This window comes from Alloalcanivorax sp. C16-2, assembly GCF_046507615.1.
Classification (GTDB): Bacteria; Pseudomonadota; Gammaproteobacteria; order Pseudomonadales; family Alcanivoracaceae; genus Alloalcanivorax; species Alloalcanivorax marinus_A.
The window spans coordinates 1,184,379-1,201,345 of the sequence record NZ_JBKFTL010000001.1 but is presented as its reverse complement, the minus strand read 5'-3'; the positions used below and the strand labels follow the sequence as shown (position 1 = coordinate 1,201,345).

At 65.9% G+C, this 16,967-nt stretch carries 18 protein-coding genes; 14 read left to right on the top strand and 4 right to left on the bottom strand.

The annotated features are described in order from the left end of the window. Positions 1-14: 14 nt before the first annotated feature. Genes ctaD through ACLD02_RS05715 form a run of 3 tightly spaced genes read left to right on the top strand, consistent with a single transcriptional unit; the run spans position 15 to position 3,118 of the window. Entirely contained in the window at positions 15-1,616 is a 1,602-nt protein-coding gene (gene ctaD / locus ACLD02_RS05725) for a cytochrome c oxidase subunit I (RefSeq protein WP_203104958.1), read from the top strand. A 21-nt stretch (positions 1,617-1,637) separates the two neighbouring features. After that, positions 1,638-2,207 (top strand): cytochrome c oxidase assembly protein, encoded by a 570-nt coding sequence (locus ACLD02_RS05720; RefSeq protein ID WP_203104959.1) that lies wholly within the window; start codon positions 1,638-1,640, stop codon positions 2,205-2,207. A gap of 29 nt (positions 2,208-2,236) precedes the next feature. Beyond that, entirely contained in the window at positions 2,237-3,118 is an 882-nt protein-coding gene (locus tag ACLD02_RS05715) for a cytochrome c oxidase subunit 3 (RefSeq protein WP_410298147.1), read from the top strand. 258 nt (positions 3,119-3,376) lie between these two features. Here the strand turns inward: ACLD02_RS05715 and ACLD02_RS05710 are convergent, their stop codons facing one another. After that, a complete protein-coding gene (locus ACLD02_RS05710) occupies positions 3,377-3,625 on the bottom strand; it encodes a twin transmembrane helix small protein (protein WP_410298146.1) in 249 nt (82 codons plus the stop codon). 100 nt (positions 3,626-3,725) lie between these two features. On the opposite strand from ACLD02_RS05710, the gene ACLD02_RS05705 reads away from it, so the two are divergent. The 7 genes from ACLD02_RS05705 (at position 3,726) to ACLD02_RS05675 (ending at position 10,075) form a co-directional block, all read left to right on the top strand. After that, on the top strand, positions 3,726-4,457 hold the full coding sequence (locus tag ACLD02_RS05705; RefSeq protein WP_410298145.1) for an SURF1 family protein: 732 nt from the start codon (positions 3,726-3,728) through the stop codon (positions 4,455-4,457). Positions 4,458-4,461: 4 nt separating this feature from the next. Next, on the top strand, positions 4,462-5,073 hold the full coding sequence (locus ACLD02_RS05700) for an SCO family protein (protein WP_410298144.1): 612 nt from the start codon (positions 4,462-4,464) through the stop codon (positions 5,071-5,073). Between the two features lie 31 nt (positions 5,074-5,104). After that, positions 5,105-6,178 carry a COX15/CtaA family protein gene (locus tag ACLD02_RS05695; RefSeq protein WP_238401057.1) on the top strand — a complete coding sequence of 358 codons (1,074 nt, stop codon included), beginning with the start codon at positions 5,105-5,107 and terminating at the stop codon, positions 6,176-6,178. Positions 6,179-6,216: 38 nt separating this feature from the next. After that, positions 6,217-7,137 carry a heme o synthase gene (cyoE, locus tag ACLD02_RS05690; protein WP_410298631.1) on the top strand — a complete coding sequence of 307 codons (921 nt, stop codon included), beginning with the start codon at positions 6,217-6,219 and terminating at the stop codon, positions 7,135-7,137. Between the two features lie 86 nt (positions 7,138-7,223). Further along, on the top strand, positions 7,224-7,811 hold the full coding sequence (locus tag ACLD02_RS05685; RefSeq protein ID WP_203104964.1) for a LemA family protein: 588 nt from the start codon (positions 7,224-7,226) through the stop codon (positions 7,809-7,811). Between the two features lie 10 nt (positions 7,812-7,821). Further along, positions 7,822-9,618 carry a M48 family metalloprotease gene (locus ACLD02_RS05680; RefSeq protein WP_410298143.1) on the top strand — a complete coding sequence of 599 codons (1,797 nt, stop codon included), beginning with the start codon at positions 7,822-7,824 and terminating at the stop codon, positions 9,616-9,618. A 64-nt stretch (positions 9,619-9,682) separates the two neighbouring features. Beyond that, entirely contained in the window at positions 9,683-10,075 is a 393-nt protein-coding gene (locus ACLD02_RS05675) for a hypothetical protein (RefSeq protein WP_410298142.1), read from the top strand. On the opposite strand, the gene ACLD02_RS05670 is transcribed toward ACLD02_RS05675, so the two are convergent. Then, positions 10,027-11,103, bottom strand: coding sequence for a GNAT family N-acetyltransferase (locus ACLD02_RS05670; protein ID WP_410298141.1), 1,077 nt, complete (start codon positions 11,101-11,103; stop codon positions 10,027-10,029). The two genes, ACLD02_RS05675 and ACLD02_RS05670, sit on opposite strands and share 49 nt — an antisense overlap. A gap of 123 nt (positions 11,104-11,226) precedes the next feature. On the opposite strand from ACLD02_RS05670, the gene ACLD02_RS05665 reads away from it, so the two are divergent. Both ACLD02_RS05665 and ACLD02_RS05660 read left to right on the top strand, forming a co-directional pair. Then, positions 11,227-11,814 (top strand): cold shock domain-containing protein, encoded by a 588-nt coding sequence (locus ACLD02_RS05665; RefSeq protein WP_203104968.1) that lies wholly within the window; start codon positions 11,227-11,229, stop codon positions 11,812-11,814. A gap of 10 nt (positions 11,815-11,824) precedes the next feature. After that, the gene (locus ACLD02_RS05660; RefSeq protein WP_410298140.1) at positions 11,825-13,339 is read left to right on the top strand and encodes a sodium:solute symporter; all 1,515 of its coding nucleotides are present in this window, start codon (positions 11,825-11,827) and stop codon (positions 13,337-13,339) included. Here ACLD02_RS05660 and ACLD02_RS05655 read toward each other — a convergent pair. Further along, on the bottom strand, positions 13,336-13,971 hold the full coding sequence (locus tag ACLD02_RS05655; protein WP_410298139.1) for a hypothetical protein: 636 nt from the start codon (positions 13,969-13,971) through the stop codon (positions 13,336-13,338). The two genes, ACLD02_RS05660 and ACLD02_RS05655, sit on opposite strands and share 4 nt — an antisense overlap. After that, positions 13,968-15,242 carry a sialidase family protein gene (locus tag ACLD02_RS05650; RefSeq protein WP_410298138.1) on the bottom strand — a complete coding sequence of 425 codons (1,275 nt, stop codon included), beginning with the start codon at positions 15,240-15,242 and terminating at the stop codon, positions 13,968-13,970. Before ACLD02_RS05650 ends, ACLD02_RS05655 begins: the two co-directional genes overlap by 4 nt. A gap of 176 nt (positions 15,243-15,418) precedes the next feature. Here ACLD02_RS05650 and ACLD02_RS05645 point away from each other — a divergent pair, with 176 nt between their 5' ends. Together ACLD02_RS05645 and ACLD02_RS05640 are read left to right on the top strand one after the other, a co-directional pair. Then, the gene (locus ACLD02_RS05645; RefSeq protein ID WP_410298137.1) at positions 15,419-16,132 is read left to right on the top strand and encodes an START domain-containing protein; all 714 of its coding nucleotides are present in this window, start codon (positions 15,419-15,421) and stop codon (positions 16,130-16,132) included. A 76-nt stretch (positions 16,133-16,208) separates the two neighbouring features. Further along, positions 16,209-16,949, top strand: a complete 741-nt coding sequence (locus tag ACLD02_RS05640) for a lysophospholipid acyltransferase family protein (RefSeq protein ID WP_410298136.1) — start codon at positions 16,209-16,211, stop codon at positions 16,947-16,949. Positions 16,950-16,967: the final 18 nt, after the last annotated feature.

The following is a 16,967-nucleotide window of genomic DNA, read 5'->3' as shown; positions in this document are numbered from 1 at the left end:
GGGAGGGGAGATCGATGAGTACCGCTGCCACCGCACACGATGACCATCATCACCACGCCCCGACCGGCCTGAAACGCTGGCTGTTCAGCACCAACCACAAGGACATCGGCACCCTGTACCTGTGGTTCAGCTTCGCCATGTTCATGCTCGGTGGTCTGCTGGCGATGGTGATCCGTACCGAGTTGCTGGAACCGGGCATGCAGTTCGTGGACCCGGAATTCTTCAACCAGCTGACCACCGTTCACGGCCTCGCCATGGTATTCGGCGCCGTGATGCCCGGCTTCGTCGGGCTGGCCAACTGGATGATTCCGCTGATGATCGGCGCGCCGGACATGGCGCTGCCGCGCATGAACAACTGGTCGTTCTGGATCCTGCCGTTCGCCTTCCTGATCCTGATGAGCTCGATGTTCATGAGCGCCTTCGGCGCCGGGCATCCGAGCGCGCCGAACTTCGGCTGGACCTTCTACGCGCCGCTCTCCACCGAGTATGGCCCGGCGTCCACCGACCTGTTCATCCTGTCCGTGCACATGATGGGGATCTCCTCGATCATGGGCGCGATCAACGTGATCGTGACCGTGTTCAACCTGCGCGCGCCGGGCATGACCCTGATGAAAATGCCGCTGTTCGTATGGACCTGGCTGATCACCGCCTTCCTGCTGATCGCGGTAATGCCGGTACTGGCCGGCGCGGTGACCATGATGCTCACCGACCGCCACTTCGGCACCAGCTTCTTCAGCGCCGCCGGCGGCGGTGACCCGGTGCTGTTCCAGCATGTATTCTGGTTCTTCGGGCACCCCGAGGTGTACATCATGATCCTGCCCGCGTTCGGGATCGTGTCGGCGATCATCCCCACCTTCGCGCGCAAGCAGCTGTTCGGCTACGCCTCCATGGTCTACGCCACCGCGTCCATCGCGCTGCTCAGCTTCGTGGTCTGGGCGCACCATATGTTCACCGTGGGCATGCCCCTGGCCGGTACTCTGTTCTTCATGTACATGACCATGCTGATCTCGGTGCCCACCGGCGTGAAGGTGTTCAACTGGGTGGCCACCATGTGGCGCGGCTCACTGACCTTCGAGCTGCCCATGAAGTGGGCCATCGCCTTCGTGATCCTGTTCACCTGTGGCGGCCTGTCCGGTCTGATGCTGGCGATCACGCCGGTGGACTTCCAGTACCACGATACCTACTTCGTGGTGGCGCACTTCCACTACGTGCTGGTGTCCGGCGCCGTGTTCACCATGTTCGCCGCCGCCTACTACTGGCTGCCCAAGTGGTCCGGCGTGATGCCCAACAAGCTGCTCGGCGAGCTGCACTTCTGGAGTTCCCTGATCTCCGTGAACCTGCTGTTCTTCCCGATGCACTTCGTGGGCCTGGCGGGCATGCCGCGTCGTTACGCGGACTATGCCCTGCAGTTCGCCGACTATAACTTCTGGATTTCCATCGGCGGCTTCTGGTTTGGCCTGTCGCAGCTGCTGTTCCTGGCGGTGTGCGTGCTGTGCGCCCTGAAGAAAGGCGAGAAGGCCCCGGCCAAGCCGTGGGAAGGGGCGGAAGGCCTGGAATGGGAAGTGCCCTCCCCGGCGCCCTTCCACACCTTTGAAACGCCCCCGGTGGTGAAATAACGGATCGCGGATAACGGCGCCATGAGCAACGACAGCCTCGAACATCGCAACAAGCGCACCCTGCGCAAGCTCCTGATCTGGGCGCTGGCGATGTTCGGCTTCGCGTTCGCCATGGTGCCGTTCTATAACGTGATCTGTGACATCACCGGTTTGAATGGAAAGACATCGTCAACGGCAAGCAGCGAGGGGCCGTCACGGACCGTGGAAGACCGCACCGTGACCGTGGAGTTCATCACCCAGCGGGGCCAGGGCGTGAACGGCGACTTCATGTCCGCCACGCGCCGGGTGAAGGTGCATCCGGGAGAAATCACCCTGGTGAACTTTTACGCCAGCAACCCGAAGAACAGTGACATCGTCACCCAGAGCATCCCGTCCGTGACCCCCGGGGAAGCGGCGCGCTACCTGCACAAAACCCAGTGCTTCTGCTTCGACCAGCAGACCCTGGCGGCGGGCGAGCGCAAGGAGATGCCGATGATCTTCTACCTGGACCCGGAGCTGCCGCGTCATATCAACACCCTGACGCTGTCATACACGATTTTCGATGTGACCGACCGGGTCGCCGCCACCAACAACAATGTGGTCGCCCCATAACGGCCGGTTGTACAGGAGATTTTTTCGCAATGGCTACTGACAAGTATTACGTACCCGAGAGCAGCCCCTGGCCCCTGGCGGCCTCGGTGGGTCTGTTCATGACCGCCTTCGGCGGTGCCCACTTTATCCAGCAGAGCACCGACCCGGACAAGTTCCAGGGTAGCTGGGGCATGCCGCTGTTCTTCGTCGGCCTGGCCACCCTGCTGTTCATCATCGCGATCTGGTGGCGCGACACCATCAAGGAATCCGTGGGCGGCCTGCACAGCAAGCAGTTGGGCATCTCCTACCGCCAGGGCATGCTGTGGTTCATCTTCTCCGAGGTGATGTTCTTCGGTGCTTTCTTCGGCGCCCTGTTCTACACCCGCTGGCTGATCGTGCCGTGGCTGGGTGGCGCCGGCAACAACGCCATGACCCATGAACTGCTGTGGCCGAACTTCCAGGCCATGTGGCCGCTGATTCAGACTCCGGACGGCACCACCACCCAGGCCATGGGCGCGTGGGGTCTGCCGGCGATCAACACAGCCATCCTGCTGACCAGCTCGATCACCCTGACCATCGCCCACCACGCTCTGTTGGAAGGCAAGCGCGGCAAGCTGATCGGTTTCCAGGCGGTTACCGTACTGCTGGGCATGATCTTCCTGAGTCTGCAGGTGGAGGAATACATCCACGCCTACACCGAAATGGGCCTGACGCTGCACGCCGGCATCTACGGCAGCCTGTTCTTCTTGTTGACCGGTTTCCATGGTGCCCACGTGACCATCGGGACCATCTTCCTGTTCGTCACCCTGATGCGGGTGATCAAGGGCCACTTCGACGCGGAGAACAACTTCGCCTGGGAAGCGGGGGCCTGGTACTGGCACTTCGTGGACGTGGTCTGGCTGTTCCTTTTCGTGGTGGTGTACTGGCTGTAACCCCGCCGACCACCCTGGAAACGAAAAGCCCCGGTCACAAGCCGGGGCTTTTTGTTTGGGGCTTGCTTAACGCATGTACGCTTACACGCTGGCACGCCTACACGCTTACACGCTCAACCCCTATCCGGAGGGCGTGGCGTGTTTCCTGCCGGGCGGTATGGCGGTGTCTCGCGGGCGTGCGGGCGTGTTGCGTGTTGCGTGTTGCGTGCAAGCGTGCATGCGTGTCGCGTGTCGCGTCTCCAGTGCCGGCGCCCGGCGTCATTCACCCTGCTCGATGGGCTCGCCGTAGCGCTGGCCCGGGTTGACGTCGTGGGGCTGGATCCAGCCCATCATCATGCTCATCAGGATGAACAGGAACACCGCCGCCGAGAAACCGACCCGCCAGGCCAGCGCGCGCATGGTCTTGCCATCCTTGCCTTCACCGCGCACCAGCGACATCAGGGCGCGGGCCAGCGCCGCCACCGCCGCCACCAGCAGCACCAGGATGATCAGCTTCACCCACCACATAGTGTTCTCCTTTGCCTTGCCGGGGCGACATTGCCTCGACGCCCGACCCCGGTCGGGTACAATACGCGCCCATTGTAGCCGCCACCCCAGCGAGTGAAAGATGAAGAGGCGCTTTTCCCCACTTGGTCTGCTGCTCACGCTCACCGTGATCGCGCTGTGCCTGGCGCTGTCCTGGTGGCAATGGCAGCGCGCCGGGGAGAAGCGCGCCTGGCTGGCGGATCAGGCCGCCAAGGCCCGTTCCGCGCCGGTGTCGCTGGCCACCGCCCTCGCCGAGGCGGACCCGGACCACCGGCCGGTGCGGGTGCACGGTGAACTGGACAGCGGCCGCTCGGTGCTGCTGGACAACCGCACTTACCAGGGCGTGGCGGGCTATTACCTGCTGACGCCGCTGCGCGCCGACGACGGCCACTGGGTGCTGGTCAACCGGGGCTGGCTGCCGCGCGGCGCCGATCGCCGGGAGCTGCCCGCGGTGCCGCCGGTAAGCGGCCCGGTCACGGTCGACGGCACGGCCTATGTGCCACCGGACAACGCCCTGGTGCTCAAGGACACGCCGTTGCCGGAGAATCACTGGCCGTTACGGGTACAAAAAGTGGATTTTGCAGCCATCGGGCACCGACTTGGGGTAGAATTGGCGCCCTTCGAGATTCGGGTGGCCCCCGACCAACCCCTGGGCGATCGCGAACCGCTGCCACGACCCTGGCAAGCGGCGACGGCGGCTATCAGCCCGGAGCGTCATCAGGCCTACGCCCTGCAATGGCTGGGCCTGGCCCTGGCCGCCCTGATCATGTACCTGGTCGCCCTTTTCCGCCGGCGCCCCCGATCGGACCGCTGAAACCATGTCGCCACGTACCAAAAACAGGCTGACCTTGCTCGCCATCGTCGGCCCCTTCGTTCTGTTCTTCATCGCTGGCCGTTATTTCGTGGACCCTTGGGAACTGCCCCGGCAGAACAAGGGGCAGTTGATCCTGCCCCATGTGCAGTTGCGCGCCCTGGCGCTGCATGAGGACGACGGCGGCGCATACAACGCCAAGGACACCGCCGGGCTATGGAGCCTGATGTACGTGGCCGGGGCCGACTGCGGCGCGGCCTGCAAGAACGGGCTTTATTATCAGATGCGCCAGGTGCAGCGCACCCTGGGCGAAAACATGGACCGGCTGCGCCGCATCGTGGTGCACACCGCCCCGGCCTCCGACGAGCTGCGTGCTTTTCTGGATGACAAGGTGCCCGGCACGGTGGAGGTCAACGGCGACGCGGACACCGTCCGCCAGGCCCTGGCGCCGGCCTACGAAGGCCTTGAAGGCGACGCCATCGGCGACGTCTTCGTGATCAGCCCGGACGGGCAGATCTTCATGCGCTACCCCACCCACGAGGACATGGACGCCACCCTTGAGGAGGCGGAAAACATCCGCCTGGATCTAGAACGCACGTTGAAAGGCTCGCTGATCTGAGCGCCGCCGCAACCCTGACAGGTCCCGATACATGCATCCCGAAACCGTGCAAACTCCGACTCCCTCGCAAATCTGGCTGCGCCGCATCGCGGTGCTGGCCCTGGTGCTGGCCGCCGGCGTCATCATCCTGGGGGCCTGGACCCGGCTCTCCGACGCCGGCCTGGGCTGCCCGGACTGGCCTGGCTGTTACGGCCATCTGGACGTGCGCAAGGCCATCGAGCACGTCAATGAACAGAACGCCAGCAACCCGGGCGCCCTGCGGGAAGCCCACAAGGCGGTGCCGGAGATGGTGCATCGCTACTTCGCGTCCACCCTGGGGCTGCTGATCCTGATCATCGCCGGCCTGAGCCTGGCCAACCGCAAACGTGAAAAACAGCCGCTCAAGCTGCCCCTGTTTCTGGTGGTGCTGGTGATCTTCCAGGGCATTCTCGGCATGTGGACGGTGACCCTGGGGCTGCAGCCCACCATCGTCATGCTGCATCTGCTGGGGGGCTTCACCACCTTTACCCTGCTCGCCCTGCTCACCGCCCGCCTCTACCGCTGGCCGCGCTTCCTCAATGATTGCGACGTGCGTAGCCTGAGAACCCTGGGGGGCCTGGCCCTGGCGGCGGTGATTCTGCAGATCGCCCTGGGCGGCTGGACCACCGCCAACTACGCCGCCGTGGTGTGCACCGAGCTGCCGGTGTGCGAGCGCGGCTGGACCGAGCATCTGGATTTCGAGGATGCCTTCGTGTTCTGGGGCCACGAGCACGACAAGCCGGACTATGAGTTCGGCGTGCTGGAAAACGACGCCCGCACCACCATCCACGTGATGCATCGCTTCGGCGCCCTGCTGGTGACCCTCATGGTGCTGTTACTGGTGGGCCGCATTCTGCTGCGCGCGCGCAGTGTGTTCTTCCGAAACTTCGCCCTGGTGATCCTCGGGCTACTGGCCCTGCAGGTGGCCCTGGGCATCAGCAACGTGGTGTTCGCGGTGCCACTGTGGGTGGCCGTGGCCCACAACTTCGGCGCCGTGGCGCTGCTGGTGTCGCTGGTACTCTTTATCCGCTCGATTAACGTAAAATGCGGTGCCCGCCACCCACGGCACCCGGACGGGCAGCCATAGGCCGACAGGGAGCCATCATGAGCGTGAACGACAAGGCGATGAGCCCTAATCAGTCCGATCATCAGGCGCGCGCCGCCGCCGGCTGGCGTGACTACCTGGCACTGACCAAACCCGGGGTGGTGATGCTGTTGATGGTGACCGCCGTGGCCGGCATGTTCCTGGCCACCGATCCGCCGGGCATGGTGCCCCTGGACATCTTCATCCCGGCCTTCGTGGGCCTGTCCCTGGCGATGATGGCCTCGGCGGCGATCAACCAGATCATGGACCAGAAGATCGACGCCATCATGAAGCGCACCGAGAAGCGCCCGCTGGTGGCCGGCGTGATCTCGCCCAAGGCGGCGGTGGCGTTCGCCGTGGCCCTGGCGCTGGCGTCCATGGCCATGCTGTATTTCCTGGTCAACCCGCTCACCGCCGGACTCACCCTGTTCGGCTTCGTCGGCTATGCCTTCGTCTATACCCTGTACCTGAAGCGCGCCACGCCGCAGAACATCGTGATCGGCGGCATCGCCGGCGCCATCCCGCCGCTGCTCGGCTGGGCGGCGGTGACCAACTCCCTGGACCCGTACGCCTGGCTGCTGGTGCTGATCATCTTCGTATGGACGCCGCCGCATTTCTGGGCGCTGGCGATCCACCGCGCCGATGAGTACGCCAAGGCGGACGTGCCCATGCTGCCGGTAACCCACGGCATCCCCTTCACCCGGGAATCGGTGCTCTACTACACCATTCTGCTGTTCATCTGCTCCCTGCTCCCCTATCTGACCGGCATGAGCGGCCTGATCTATCTGGTCAGCGCGGTGATCCTCAGCGGCATTTTCCTGGTGCACGCGGTGCGACTGCGCTTCAGCCAGGACCCGAAACTGCCGATGAAGACCTTCGGCTATTCCATCGTCTACCTGTTCGTGCTGTTCACCGCCCTGCTGGTGGATCACTACATTCCAGTGCATCCGCTGCAACCGTGAACCGGTCGCCATCACGCGGATAGCCAAGCCCGGATGCTTGCAGTAGTTTAGAGCGCACAACAATCACCCTGGGGAAAGGGGGAAGGATGGGTACCTGGCTGTTTTTCGCCGTGATCATCGCGGCGCTGGTTTATCTGATCGCGGTCTATAACCGTCTGATCAGCCTGCGCAACCGCTTCAAGAACGCCTTTGCTCAGATCGACGTGCAGTTACAGCGCCGCCATGATCTGATCCCCAACCTGGTGGAAACCGCCAAAGCCTACCTCGACCACGAGCGCCAGACCCTGACCGCCGTCATCGAGGCACGCAACCAGGCCGAGGCGGCACGCCGCGACGCCGCCGCCCGGCCCGACGACGGCGCCGCCGTGGACCGGCTGGGGCGCGCCGAATCCCTGCTCAGCGGTGGCCTGTCGCGGCTGCTGGCGGTGAGCGAGAACTACCCGGAGCTGAAGGCCAACCAGACCATGGCCGAGCTGATGGAAGAGTTGTCCAGCACCGAGAATCGCATCGGCTTCGCACGCCAGGCCTTCAACGACGCGGTGATGCACTACAACACCTACCGGGAGCAGTTCCCCAACAACGTGGTGAGCGGCCTGTTCGGCCCGTTCAAGGAAGCCCGGCTGCTGGAGATCGAGAACCCGGAGGCCCGTCAGGCGGTGAACGTCACCTTCTGATCCCCGGGCCATGGATTTCTTCGACCATCAGACACGGGCCCGGCGCCGCACCTTTCTGCTGGTCCTGTATTTCCTGGCCGCCCTGACGGCGGTGGCCGCCACCGTGGACCTGGCGGCCTGGCTGCTGACCCGCTGGCTGCGCCCGGACCTGAGCCTGGCCCACTGGCTGACCAGTGAAACCGGGCTGTGGGTCACCCTGGCCACCCTGGCGGTACTGATCGGCGGCTCCCTGCGCAAATCCTGGCAACTGCGCGACGGCGGTCCGGCCCTGGCCCGCCTGCTGGGCGCCCGGGAAGTACCGGCCGCCCCGGAGGACGCCGGCGAGCGGCGCCTGCGCAACGTGGTCGAGGAAATGAGCATCGCCGCCGGCGCCTATGTGCCACGCCTTTATGTGCTGCCCGCGGAAGAGCGCATCAACGCCTTCGTGGCCGGCTTGACGCCATCCTGCACGGTGCTGGTGGTCACCCGGGGCGCCCTGGAGCAACTCGACCGCGACGAGTTACAGGGGGTGGTGGCCCATGAATTCAGCCATATCCTCAACGCCGACATGCGTCTTAACCTGCGCCTGCTGGCCGCCCTGGCCGGCATCCTGGCGATCGGCAAGGTGGGGGAATTCCTGTTGCACTTCTCCAGCGGCGACGGCCACCGCCGGGGCAATGCGCCGTTCGCCGTCGGAGGCCTGGCGTTAATGATCATCGGCTACGCCGGCCTGTTCTTCGGGCGTCTGATCAAGGCCGCTATTTCGCGCCAGCGGGAACGCCTGGCCGACGCCAGCGCGGTGCAATTCACCCGCCGGGCCGACGGCCTGGCCGGCGCCCTGATCAAAATCCGCAACGGTGCCGGGTCCTACCTGCACAGCCTGCACGCCGAGGACCTCAGCCATATGGCGTTCGCCGAAACGCTGGCGCTGCGCTGGCGCCGCCTGCTGGCCACCCACCCCAGCATCGAACAGCGCCTCGGCGACCTGGGCGCCGACTGGCCGGCCCGGGCCCGGGCACGGCGCCGGCGGGCGCCGGAAGCCAGCGACATGCCCCCGTCACGGCAGGTAGGGCGGATGGACGACGCCAACCTGGGCTATGCCCGCTCCCTGCTGGAAAGCCTGCCCGAGGATCTGCGCCACGCCCTGCATACCCAGGAGGGCGCCGAATGCGTGCTCTACACCCTGGCCCTGGGGCCGGTGGCGCCACCGCCGGCACTGCGCACCGGCCGCCGGGCCGCGCTGGTGGAGCAGGTGCGCGGCCTGGGCACCCGCCTGCGGCTGCCCTTGCTGGACCTGGCCCTGGCCACCCTGTCCCAGGCGCCGGCCAGCCGCCGACCGGTGATTCTTGGTCAACTGCACGCCATCACCCGCCAACGCAGCCGCGAGGACCTGCTGTGCTGGGCCCTGGCCGCCATGGCACGCCAAACCCTGAGCGATACCGAGCGGCGAGGACACAAGCCGGACATTCACCGCCTGAGCGCGGTGGCCACGGAAATCCAGGTGGTGTTCTCGGCGCTGGCCTGGGCCGGTGACTCCGCCCGCACCACCGCCCTGGCCGCCTTTCAGCGCGCCACCCGCGGGCTGCTGCCCGGCGGGCGGCTGCTGCTGCCGCCGGATCGCTACCCGGCGCCGCGCATGGAAGCCGCGGTGGCCCGGCTGGCTCGCCTCACCCCCTTGCTGAAAGCCCCCCTGATCGACGCGGCCGCCGATCTGGTGCTCTCCGATGGCCAGGTGCAAGTAGCCGAGGCGGAATTGCTTCGCGCCCTGTGCGCGCTGCTCGAATGCCCCATGCCGCCTCTTTTCCCGAACCGGCTGAACAATATTTGAGCAGATCAATTTTTGTGATAGGGTTCACAATTGTAAAAGGGGGCGTATTGGGGAGAACAACAACATGGAACTGGCCAAGAACAGTCACCGCAACACCTGGCGCAACGTCTGCGAGCACACTCACCGTATCCGCGACGGTGCCCTGGAACCGGCCCTGACCGCCTGGTTGGTGGCCCACGGCATCACCCTCGCCGAGTGCGTGTTCCCACTGGTGCGTCGCTGCGACGAGCAGTTGTATACCGGCACCCTGGTGGACGGTCGAGGCCGGGTGTTCGAGTACCTGGCTAATCTGGCCGGCGCGGAGAATGACGACGACGGCCTCGACGACGTGACCCTGGCACTGGGCCCGAAATGCCCCGACCACCCGCGCCACGATCCCTGCGACCCGGTCACCATGGCGCTGATGATTCAGCGTGGGCTGGCGCCCTCTCCCGCGCCGGAGCCGGTGCCGGCCTGATCGGCGCGGTACGGCAGCAGGCTCCGCGCCTCGTCGCGATAGGCGCGTACATGCTCCGCCTCACGCTCGCAGAAATCCGCCACCGCCTCGTGGAAAGCGGGTTCCGCCAGCCAGTGTAGCGAATAGGTGAGCACCGGCTCGAAGCCACGCAGTATCTTGTGCTCCCCCTGCACCCCCGGGTCGAACTCCGCCAGCCCGCGCTCGATGGCGAACTCAATGCCCTGGTAGTAGCACACCTCGAAATGCAGAGCGTCGTATTCCCGTATGCTGCCCCAATAACGACCGTACAGGGCCTGGTCGTCGAACAGGTAAAGCCCCGCCGCCACCGGCTCCTCTCCGTGCTCCGCCAGCACCAGCAGGATTTGTTCGCCGAGACCGTCGGCGAGGCGGCGGAAGAAGGTCTCATCGAGATAGGGCAACTGGCCGCGCACCAAGTAGGTGTTGGCGTAGCATTGAAAGAAAAAACGCCAGTGGCGCGGTTCGATGGCGGCGCCGGTGAGCCGCCGCACGGTCAGCCCCTGCTCCGCCACCCGGCGGCGCTCCCGGCGCGCGCTCTTGCGCTTACGGGAATTAAAGGTGCCCAGGAAAGCATCGAAATCCGTATAGCCCCGGTTGAACCAGCGGAAATGGCAGGCCTGGCGCTCGATCAGCGGCAGCTCCGCCAGCGCCGCCCGGGCCGGCGCGTCCGGGAACAGCAGATGCCAGCCACTGGCGCCCTGCTCGGCGACCCGCTCGCGCACCCCTGCCCAAAGATCCGCCGCCCGCCACTGGCCGCGCCAGCGCGGCCCGACCACCGGCGTGAACGGAATCGCGGTGACCAGCTTGGGGTAGTACGACAGACCATGGCGCTCATAGGCGTCCGCCCAGGCGAAATCGAATACGTACTCGCCCCGCGAACCGTCGCGCGCGTAGAGCGGAACAAAGGCATCGCCATCACGCAGGTGGCAGGGGCCCCAGCCACGGGCCGGCGTGGCGCCGGTCTGCTCCAGGGCGCCGAGAAAGGCATCGGTGAGAAAAGGAAAGCGCATGGCCGCATGATACTGGCCGTGGCGCATGGCGGCGAGAGCGCCGTGCCCGTGAGATTGCCGGGCCGGTTCGTTACAATGCGCCGTCCATAATGATAATGATGCGTCCAAGGACATACCGATTTCATGAAAGTCTCCAAACCCCTGGCGGTCGTGTACGCTCTGGCCGTCGTGTTGCTGGCCCTGCCCGGCGCCTGGCTGCTGTTCGCCCCGCGATCCTTCGTACTGCTTGCCCATGGCGGCGACGAGGTTCTGCTGATCTCGCCCCTGCTCACCCAACAGACCGGCCTGGGGCTGTTACTGGCGGCGGCGGTGAACCTGGTGTGCCTGGCCGGCGGCCCCACCCGGCTGCCGCTGCACGTGGCGGTGCTGTTCTATCTGGCCGGTCTGGTGGCCAGCCATGGCGCGCCGGCGTTCGGCGCCGCCGCCTGGCTGTGGATTCCGGTGGCGCTGTACGCGCTGCCACTGGCCCCCTGGAACCGGCTGCCGGTGTCGACCGGCGGTGACGAGCGCCGCCAGGGCGAGGTGAAGTGGTTCAACCCGAAGAAGGGTTTCGGGTTCATCCTTGCCGACAACGGGGAGGAAATCTTCGTCCACTTCAAGGCGGTCCGGAATGGCGGACGCCGCAGCCTGCGCGCCGGCAGCCGGGTGCGCTTCGTGGTGCGCCAGTCCGAGCGCGGCATGCAGGCCGACCAGGTCGAGATCCAGCCATGACGCCCGCCCGATGACGCTGGCCACGCTCGACTGGGCGGTGCTGCTGGTCTATCTGGCGGCGATCCTGCTGATCGGCTTCCATTTCGCGCGGCGCAACACCAACACCGAGGAATACTTCGTCGGCGGACGCCGCTTTCGCGGCTGGGTGATCGGCCTGTCCCTGGTGGGCACCTCGATCAGCTCGGTGACCTTCCTGGCCTACCCGGCGGATGCCTTCAAGACCGGCTGGCTGCGTTACCTGCCCAATCTGGCGCTGCCGGTGGCGCTAGTGGTGGCGGCACGGGTGTTCCTGCCGTTCTTCCGGCGCGGCAACATGACCAGCGCTTATGAATTCCTGGAGCAGCGCTTCGGCCCAAGCGTGCGGGTGTACGGCGCGCTCGCCTTCATCGTCGCGCAACTGGTACGCCTGGCGATGATCCTGTATCTGCTGTCGTTGCTGATCCTGCAGTTGGTGGAGGTGTCACCGACCACGGCGATCGTCGCCGCCGGCCTGTTCGTGGGCCTGTATACGGTGATCGGCGGCATCGACGCGGTGATCTGGACCGATGTCATGCAGACCCTGGTGCTGCTGATCGGTGGTCTGCTGTGTATCTGGGTGGTGGTGGACGCCCTGCCCGGCGGCCTCGGCCAGGTGTTCCGCGAGGCCGGCGCCGCCGGCAAATTCGCCCTGGCGGAATGGCGCGACGGCGAGCCGCAACCGGTGCGCTGGGGCCTGTCCCTGAGTGAGAAGACCGCCACCATGATGCTGTTCATCGGCCTCACCAACTGGCTCACCGAATACTCCAGCAACCAGAACACGGTGCAGCGCTACTGCGCCTCGCGCTCCACCCTGGAGGCCCGCCGTGGCCTGTGGGTGTATCTGTTCACCGCCCTGCCGGTATGGGCGTTCTACATGCTTCTGGGCACCGCTCTGTGGGTGTTCTTCCAGCACTTTCCGGACCCCATGGCCACGGCGGTACTGGCCGGCACCGAGAAAGCCGAGGCGATCCTGCCCTGGTTCATTACCGAATACCTGCCGGCGGGCCTCGCCGGGCTGGTGGTGGCGGCGGCGCTGGCCGCCGCCATGAGCTCCCTGGATTCCAGCATCAACTCGGTGACCACGGTGTCGATCGTCGATCTCTACCGGCGCCACCTGCGCACCGGTCGCGATGACCGCCATTATCTGCGCGTGGCACGCGGCGTGGCGGCGGCGGTCACCGGCCTGATGATCCTCGGTGCCCTGTGGCTCAATGGCGCCCACACCCATACCCTGCAGGACACCTCCACCATTCTGGTGTCACTGTTCGGCGGCGGCATGTTGGGGCTGTATCTGCTCGGGTTTCTGAGCCGGCGCGGGGACGCCCGGGCGGCCTGGTGGGGGATCGGCTGCACCCTGGTGTTCACGTCCTGGACGGTGCTCACCAACGAGGGGATGCTGCCGGTGGCGCTAAGCGCGCCGTTCGATCTTTATTACACCGGCCTGATCGGCAATCTGGTGATGTTCGCGGTGGGCTACGGCGCGGCGCGCCTGTGGCCGCGCCGCTAGGAGCCCTGGCCGGCGACCCGGGAAGCCGGCGCCGTCACCGGCTGTTCGCCGGCGGCCCGCCGGTGACGCCGCTCGCGACGGACCAGCAGGCGGTCACGCACCAGCCAGCCCGCCGCCCAGCACACCAGCCACGGATCCACTAGGTAATCCCAAAGGTTATCCGAGTGCAGCAGGTTGGCGCCGTAGGCCAACTGCGCGACCACCAGCACCAGACAGCTGGCGTAGGCGCGATACAGCCAGGCCAGCAACCCCATCAGCAACAGCACGCCACTGAAGGCGACGTCGCCGAACCCGAGCGCATAGGGGTCCACGTAACTGGAACCCAGACTCATCGGGTAGAACCACAGCGCCAGCACCACCAACAGCACGCAAACCGCGCGCAACTGCCACACCGGCAGCCAGTAATGGCCGGTAAGACGGTGCTGAATGGCGACCAGCGCCAACAGCCCGGAAGACACGCTGAAGTGGCTCAGGTAGCTGAGCACCCAGCCGCTCAAGCCATAGGGGAACGGTAGCAAGGCCGCCACCAGCATGCCCCCGGCCAGGCCGACCCGCCAAGGCAACGGCAGCCGCACCGCCAGGCGCAGCACCAGCGCCACCAGCACCAGGGCGCAGATCCATTCCGATATCATCCTTCCCCCCCACGGGCAGAGCCGGCTGGCAGCCAGGCATGACGAATGGCGGATTTATTCCAGGTATAGAGAATGTGCACGTCGCCGTTACTGGCCTGGAGCACATAGGGATAGTCGTACTGGAACTCGCACCCCTTGGCATGGCACTTATTGTGTTCCACCCGGCGCCGAATCAACTCCGGATTCTCCGCCTCCAGGGTGTTGGCCACTTCCTCGGAGATCATTTCCAGATAGATCGGCTCCGCCACGTCGTCGGCGCGCCAGCGGTGCCGGTTGTGGAAATAGAAACGGTCGGACCAGGTTACGCCGCTGTCCCAGGTTTCGCGCATGCACAGATCGTCGCGCTCCTTAGGATTGCAGTTGGCCACCACCAGCCAGTGCCCCGGCGACAGCACCACGCCTCCCACCGCCGAGGAGGGGTTGGTCAGCCGCGAGCCGTACAGGGGCGACCAGTCCTGACCGCCATCCAGGGAGTCGCTGCGGTAAAGCATGCCCTGGTTGTCCTCGTCCTCGTTGCGCAGCAGGGCGGTGGCCTGCTTGGGACCGTCCACCAGCACCAACGGCTGGATCGCCTTGCGGCCATGGCCGATGCGCTCCTTGTCGACGATGCGGTTATCACGATCAAGCCGTAGTATCTCGCCGAACTTGCCCACCATTTCGTGGTAGACCGGCAGCCCCACGGTGCCGTCCTGGTAGTGAATCGGCGGCGTCTTCACCAGGGTGCTGATGTTCAGGAAGGGGGAGGCGATCAGTGCCTCGTCGAATTGCCAGCTGGCACCCAGGTCGTCGGATTCCAGAGCCACCAGCCGGCTCGCCGCCCAGCCGCCGAAGCTCACCGCCACCACGAACAGCCGCATGCGGCCGTCGTCGTCGAGCACCGGCACGGCATTGCCCAGCTTGCGGACATGGCGCCCCCATTGGCGGCGGATCTGTTCGCGGGTGATCACCCGCTCCTCCTCGCTCCAGCGCGCCGCGCGCGGATCGAACACCGCGGAATGGATGCCCACGTCCGGCCCGCCCTCGCGCTTGCCGGCGAACCAGAATGCCCGCAAACGGCCATCCGGCAACTCCACCATGGAGGCGGCGTGGACAAGAGGGGTCTCGGCATCGGAGGCGAAGCGCATCTGCCAGCGACCGTTCAGGTCATCGTGGCCGCGCACATAGTCGGGGCGGAAGGCGGGGGTTTCCCGGCGACCCGGGTCGGCGGGCAGCGACACCCAGAAGGCGGCGACCAGCAATCCCCCAACGAACCAATGAATGAAACGCTTCATACAGCACCGCGTCTCGCTGCGTATTATTTATAAAAAAGCGATGTTAACACCGCGAACCGGCGCTTGACCCTGACCGAACCGCCCGGCGCGCCGGAAAATCGGACCAACGGCCCGGCACGGAGTTCCTTCCTTGCCTATGATGGGGGATTGGCCTCTCCCAGTTCGGATCAGACCCTATGCAAATCAGCGCTCTCCGGCTGTCCCTGCTCATGCTGTTGCCGCTCCTGACCGGCGCCGGCACTCTGACGCCGCTGGCCGAGGAACGGCAATGGCGGCTGATCAGTGATCGCCAGGGCATCCAGGTTTACCAGCCCGCGCGGGTGCCCGACTCGCGCCTGCGCGGCTTTCGCGGTGTCACCCGACTCAGGGTCACCGACGAGTACGCGCTGGTGGCGCTGCTGGAGGACTACGCGGCCTACCCGGACTGGCTGCATCTGGTGGACGGTGTTCAGGTGCTTAACCGGGACGCGCCGGGCCCACGGCGGCTGCGCCTGACCACGCGCATGCCCTGGCCGCTCACGAACCGCGACGCAATACTGGAAAGCCACGTCAGCCAGGGCCGGGGCACGGTGGTGGTGAGCCTGCTCAACCGGCCCGCCACGCTGCCCCCGGCCCCGGACTACCTGCGTGTGCCGGCCTTGAGCGGCGAGCTGCGTTTTGAACGGGTGGCGCCGGACCAGGTGGAAGTGGTCTACCAACTGCTCTTCGACCCGGGGGGCCGGATACCCGGCTGGCTCACCGAGGTGCTGCTGCGCGAGACGCCCCACTTCACCCTGGAACGGCTCAACCGGGTGGTGCGCCGCCCGCGCTACCAGGGCCACTATTATCCGGAGCTGGACCTCAATGGCCCGGGCCGTCCGTCCTCGGAAAACGTAACAAAAAACCCGTGATACCTGTCATATTCGGCCATCTTCGCTAAAATCAGTGCCTGGACCAATTCGCCGCCCGGCCATGGAGACGACAGGCATGGTGAACGCGCTTTTCTTCATTTACTCCTGGTTCCTGTTCGCTCCCCTGATGCTGGCGGCCACCGTCCTGTTCGGTTTGCTCTGCTTCCTGATGATGCCTTTCCTGGGCCCTCGCCGCGTGGGCCGCCTCACCGCCGTGCCCTGGTCACGGCTGGGGTTGATGCTCAGCGGCGTGCAGGTGCGCCTGCACGGCACCGAGCACCTGGATCCGGAGCAAAGCTACGTGATCGTCGCCAACCACCTCAGCCAGTACGACATCTGGGTGCTTTACGGACACCTGGACAAGGACTTCCGCTGGGTGATGAAACACGAGCTGCGCAAGGTGCCGGTGATCGGTTTCTGTTGCGCCCTGCTCGGCCATATCTTCATCGACCGTCGTGACTCCCGGGCCGCCATCGCCAGCCTGGAAACCGCCAAGGCAAGGCTGGTGAACGGCACCAGCATCCTGTTCTTCCCGGAGGGCACCCGCAGCCGCGATGGCGAGCTGCGACCGTTCAAGAAAGGCGCCTTCCGCATGGCCCAGGACCTGGGCCTGCCACTGCTGCCGGTAACCCTCACCGGCACCCGGGAAGTGCTGCCGCCGGACACCCTGCGCCTGCACCCGGGCCCGGTATCGATGACGGTACACGCGCCGGTCACCATGGACGGCGGCGACGAGGCGGCGCTGGAAGCAGCCCTGGCCAGTTGCCGCTCGGCAATCGCCGGCGTGGCCACGGAAGGTTGCCTGGAGCTCACCTGAGCCCCGGACCCTGGCGTC